Source organism: Sulfuricurvum sp. MLSB (assembly GCF_000747095.1).
GTDB lineage: Bacteria > Campylobacterota > Campylobacteria > Campylobacterales > Sulfurimonadaceae > Sulfuricurvum.
Map to the genome: position 1 here is coordinate 1 of NZ_JQGL01000045.1, position 5396 is coordinate 5396.

A 5396-nucleotide genomic window follows, 5' to 3' on the forward strand; every position below is an offset into this window, starting at 1 on the left:
ATGACGAAAATCAATGAAGTGTTGCCCCGGAGGGGGCGTCCTTAGCGGACGAGGTCGAAGAAATAGTCGGTTGTTGCGATACCTTTAGTATCTTCATCCAACTGATCAAGAACTTTGTTCGTGATCCATGTCAGAAGATTCAACGCACCGTCGTATCCGCTGATCGAGTAGCGGTGGAGGTGGTGGCGGTCGAAAATCGGGAATCCGATGTAAATCAGCGGAGTTCCTGTATCGCGCATCAACTCTTTACCGTAGCTGTTTCCGATCATGAAATCGACCGGCTCGGTGAAGAGGAGCGAACGCATATGCCACAGGTCTTTACCCGCCCATACGTGCAAGCTGTCTTTAGCCGGAGATGTATCGAGCAACGCTCTCATCTCTGCTTCCCAGCCGTTCGGTGCATTGTGGCAAAGCACATGTGTCGGCTCCGCGCCCATCTCCAGCAGGAATGAAACCACACCGAGGAGGAAATCAGGGTCGCCCCAAATCGCGAATTTTTTACCGTGCATGTACGGATAGCTGTCCTGCATCGCATCGACGAGGCGGCCGCGCTCGATTTTGAGTTTTTGCGGAACTTCGGTTCCGGTCAATTCGGCCAGTTTCATGACGAACTCATCGGTACCTTTAAGACCGATCGGGTTAGAGAAACCGCCTTTGTGTTTCCACCGTTTTTCGACCATTTTCATGGTTTTGGACGTGGCGTATTTTTGCAACGAAATCGTAGCACTGGAGTTGATACAATCTTTTGCGTCTTCGAGTTTTGTTCCGCCCTGGAACATTTCGTAGTTACCTGCCGGCATATCCCATTGATCTGAGTGGTCGCCCAGCATGATATAGTCCGTGCCAAACGCTTCTACGATGCTTTTGACCGAGCGGAGGCTTCCGATATACGTTTCAAAACCGGGAATGATGTTGATACGTTGTTTGCTCTCCCCTTTTTGGCCTTCGGTCAGTTGGGACATGATGCCGTGCATCATGTTGTCATATCCCGTGATATGGCTTCCTACGAAGGAAGGAGTGTGCGCAAACGGAATCGGATATTCGGCAGGAAGGAACTCTCCGCCGTCTTCTTCTTTTGCCGCGATGATGAACGCCATCAGGTCGTCCCCGATGACTTCCGCCATACAGGTGGTGGAGACGGCGATCATTTTGGGTTTATAGACTGCCGCGCAGTTTTTAAGCCCCTCTTTCATGTTCACCAATCCGCCGAATACCGCAGCGTCTTCCGTCATAGAATCCGAAACACACGGCGTCGGCTCTTTGAAGTGTTTGGTAAAGTACGAACGAAAATACGCCACACAACCGTGTGAACCGTGAACGTACGGCATCGTCCCCTCAAACCCGAGCGCAACCATGACAGCCCCAAGAGGCTGGCACGCTTTTGCCGGATTGACGGTGATCGCTTCACGAGCAAGGTTTTTCTCGCGGTAATCCCATGACTTCGTCCACTCGGCGATCTCGTCCACTTTCGCAGGGTTGATCGCGAGCATGGAGGACTCGAATTGTTTTTTGTTGGCGAGTAACTCGGTGTACTCAGGGCGTTTAAACAGGTCTTTCCCGTTTACGATTTTTTCTACTTCTTGCATCGTCTCAACCTTCCTTTTCCCATGGTGCTTTTGAATGCGCCCATACCGGAGAATTAATTGCTAAATCCATGTCTTGCGCGAAAATCGCGAATCCGTCGTATCCGTGGTAAGGTCCACTGTAATCCCATGAGTGCATTTGGCGGTATGGGAGACCCATCTTCTGGAATACGTACTTCTCTTTGATCCCTGAAGCGACAAGGTCAGGTTGAAGTTTTTTCACGAACGCTTCGAGTTCATACTCATTGACGTCATCGTAGATGACCGTCGAGCGGAAAATCTCTTCTTTAGTACGTTTGTAGTCGTCATCATGTGCGAACTCATATCCCGTCCCGATGACTTCCATACCCAAATCTTCGTAGGCACCGATAACGTGACGAGGGCGAAGACCGCCGACGAACAACATGACCTGTTTGCCTTCAAGACGCGGGCGGTATTTGGCGATCACCGCATCGATCATCGGTTGGTATTTCGCGATGACCTCTTCGCATTTTTTCTGGATGCTCTCATCAAAGAACGACGCGATTTTGCGAAGCGATTTGATCGTTTGCGTCGGCCCGAAGAAGTTATACTCTACCCAGGGAATCCCGAACTCTTTTTCCATGTGACGGCTGATGTAGTTCATCGAACGGTAGCAGTGAAGCAGGTTCAATTTCACTTTAGGGGTCAACGCCATCTCTTTGAGAGTCGCATCCCCGGACCATTGCGCCACGACGCGAAGACCCATCTCCTCTAGAAGGATACGGCTTGACCATGTGTCGCCGCCGATGTTGTAGTCTCCGATGATCGCCACGTCGTACTCGGTCGGCGTCACGTCGCTGGTTTCGATGTGGCTGAGATCGCCGTCAAAGATGTAGTCACGAACCGCATCATTGGCGATATGGTGACCGAGTGATTGAGACACCCCGCGGAAACCTTCGCAGTTGACCGGAACGATCGTTTTATTGATCTCTTTGGCTTTGGTTTTCGCCACCGCGTTGATATCGTCCCCGATCAGACCGATTGGACACTCCGATTGCACCGTAATACCGTTATTCAACGGGAAAAGTTCTTCGATTTCATCGATACATTTTCCGAGTTTTTTATCTCCGCCGAAAACGATGTTGTTTTCCTGGAAATCCGAACAGAAGTTCATCGTAACGAAAGTATCGACACCGGTAACACCGATGTAATAGTTACGACGGCCTGCACGGCTGTATTGGCCGCATCCGATAGGACCGTGGCTGATGTGGATCATGTCTTTGACCGGACCCCATACAACCCCTTTTGATCCCGCATACGCACAACCGCGTTGGCTCATGACACCCGGAACGGTTTTTTTGTTGGAGCGGACGTCACCGCACGTTTTTTGATTCTCATCATTGGGAGTTCCGACCCCGATATGCTTTTCACGGTTTTTGGCCGCTTTCTCAGGATACGCTTTTAAGATCTCTTCAATGGCCGATTTTTGTTTGGCTTCTAATGTTTCTGGACCCATGGTACACCTTCCTTACGCGACTTCGATACGGAATTGTTCCATCGAATCGAGATTTTTGCACAGTGCCATTGTCTCATCGTCGCTCGCATCGACGCGTTTTGCGATTTCAGACATTTGGTAACGGTTCATGTAGATCATGTACTTTTGCTCTTTGTTAGGGTTCTCTTCTTTGAAGTAGTGAACCATTGCTTTGAACAAAAAGGTGTTTTTGTTCGTGTAGCTGAGCCACAGTTTGTCTTTGTCTTTGGTACCCATCAAAAGTTTGATTTCGTTGACATCGCTGACATCTACGTCTTTCAATTTTTCGATTACTTTTTCATCCGGAACTTTATTCCCCATTTCAGCTGGGAAGTGAAAACCTAATACAAACATCTTGTCTCCTTTTTCTGTTAGTTTCTTTTCATTTAAGATGTTGGAACGTCATCGGGGCTTAGCTCCGATGACTACGATAACTCTACGTTTTCCTCAGCGGAAGACTCATGCGCTTCCGCGCTCCATAACCCTGCGGGGCTAAGGAATTGATGGGAGAAACCGATTAGGCTTCTGCGGCTTTACCGACTTGGGTTTCATCCACCTCGTCTTCAAGACCGAATTCGAGGAGCAAGTCTTCGAGTTCATCCATGCTTACAGGCGTAGGGATGATTTTCATGTCGTTGTACACGATTTTGCGAGCAAGTTCTTTGTACTCTTTCGCTTGGTCAGATGACGGGCTGTACTCGACAACCGTCATACGGCGTAGTTCCGCGTGCTGAACGATGTTGTTACGCGGTACGAAGTGGATCAATTGTGTTCCGATGCGTTGAGCAAGCTCAAGCGCCAAATCGTACTCGCGGTCTGTCATACGAGCGTTACAGATTAGACCTGCAAGACGTACTCCACCGGTGTTGGCGTATTTCAAAATCCCTTTAGAGATGTTGTTCGCCGCGTACATCGCCATCATTTCACCTGACATTACGATGTAGATTTCCTGTGCTTTACCTTCACGAATCGGCATTGCGAATCCGCCGCACACAACGTCTCCAAGAACGTCATACGAAACGAAATCCAAACCTTCTTCATCGTAAGCACCCTCTTCTTCGAGGAAGTTGATCGCCGTAATAACACCGCGACCCGCACAACCTACGCCCGGCTCAGGTCCGCCTGATTCGGTGCAGTTGATCCAACCGCCCGGAGTTTCACGGTCGAAAAGACCTTTACCCCAAAGACGGGCCTGTTCCATCTCGACGTCTTCGATCGTTCCCATTTCCGCCGCAAGAGAAAGGATCGTATCCTGTGCTTTCTCATGAAGAATCAAACGGGTTGAATCCGCTTTCGGGTCACAACCGACGATCATAATATTTTTACCGAAGTAATGTGACATTGCTGCCAATGTATTTTGAGATGTGGTAGATTTACCGATCCCACCTTTTCCGTAGAACGCGATTTGACGCAAGCTAGCGCTTCCAGCCATGTTAACCCCTTTATGTGAACTTCGCAGAGAGTATTGCAAAGGGCGTTCTACGGTTTTTTGCGACATTTCGTCCGACGCAGCGACAAAATGCCATTTTAGAGACAAATTTGTAGGAATAGGTTTTGCAGGGTCAGGCGGACGGGAAAAAATACATCAAATGCAGGTGGCTGCCTGCGAATCCGTGACGCTCATAAAACGCCAATGCACCGGTATTTCGTATGTCTGCACCCAGGGAAAAGCGTTTCCACGACCGTGACACCGCTTCATTGATCGCCGAGCGCAGCAAGGCGGAACCGATTTTTTGACCGCGAAAGCGCTGTGAAACGATCATGTCTTCGATCAACCCGACATAATCACCCGTCGCCGTGGAAATCAGGCGCTGGATACTGATCATCCCCGCCACCGTGTTCCCGATTTCGGCAACCGACACAATGGCGTTCGGATCGTCGATAAGCATCGCCAGTGCGGCGAATTGTTTCTCCCCGTCCGTCGTAAAATCGTCTTCGATCGAAAAAAGCTCGGCCAGCAATCCGGCCATCGCAGGAATATCGCTCCGGCATGCAGAACGGATCATCATCGTCCCGTTTTCATCCGTTCCAATATTTCGCCGATCTTGTCATGACGCAGCCGGATCAACCGCTCGATCTCATCAAAATCGAATTTTCCGAAATAGGTCATGTCAAAAAGTCTGAGAAGGGCTGCTCTACAGCAGCTCTTGTCACACTCAGTGACGAGTTTTTTTGCTTTTTTGTACGGCAGGTCGGTCTCTTGAAAAATCGTGATCGCATCGGCAACGCTCTTGTTGCCGCACTCGCAGATTTCGAGGGAGAGGATTTCTTCTTTGGTCGCCATGATGCACCTCTTAGAGGGAATGTTCCGCCTTGTA

6 protein-coding genes are annotated in these 5396 nt (G+C 49.7%); all 6 read right to left on the bottom strand.

The window, feature by feature from the left end:
• Window positions 1-41: 41 nt before the first annotated feature.
• Window positions 42-1586: a nitrogenase molybdenum-iron protein subunit beta gene (gene nifK / locus JU82_RS04810; RefSeq protein ID WP_037947240.1), complete on the bottom strand. Its 1545-nt coding sequence runs from the start codon at window positions 1584-1586 to the stop codon at window positions 42-44.
• A gap of 4 nt (window positions 1587-1590) precedes the next feature.
• A complete protein-coding gene (gene nifD, locus JU82_RS04815) occupies window positions 1591-3060 on the bottom strand; it encodes a nitrogenase molybdenum-iron protein alpha chain (RefSeq protein WP_037947243.1) in 1470 nt (489 codons plus the stop codon).
• Window positions 3061-3072: 12 nt separating this feature from the next.
• Complete coding sequence (locus JU82_RS04820; protein ID WP_037947246.1) at window positions 3073-3432, bottom strand: hypothetical protein; 360 nt, start codon at window positions 3430-3432, stop codon at window positions 3073-3075.
• Window positions 3433-3595: 163 nt separating this feature from the next.
• A complete protein-coding gene (gene nifH / locus JU82_RS04825) occupies window positions 3596-4510 on the bottom strand; it encodes a nitrogenase iron protein (RefSeq protein ID WP_037947250.1) in 915 nt (304 codons plus the stop codon).
• A gap of 130 nt (window positions 4511-4640) precedes the next feature.
• Window positions 4641-5084, bottom strand: a complete 444-nt coding sequence (locus tag JU82_RS04830; protein WP_294892154.1) for a GNAT family N-acetyltransferase — start codon at window positions 5082-5084, stop codon at window positions 4641-4643.
• Window positions 5084-5396 (bottom strand): hypothetical protein (locus JU82_RS04835; protein ID WP_294892156.1); only part of this gene is annotated, 313 nt, incomplete at its 5' end. The genes JU82_RS04830 and JU82_RS04835, both read right to left, overlap by 1 nt.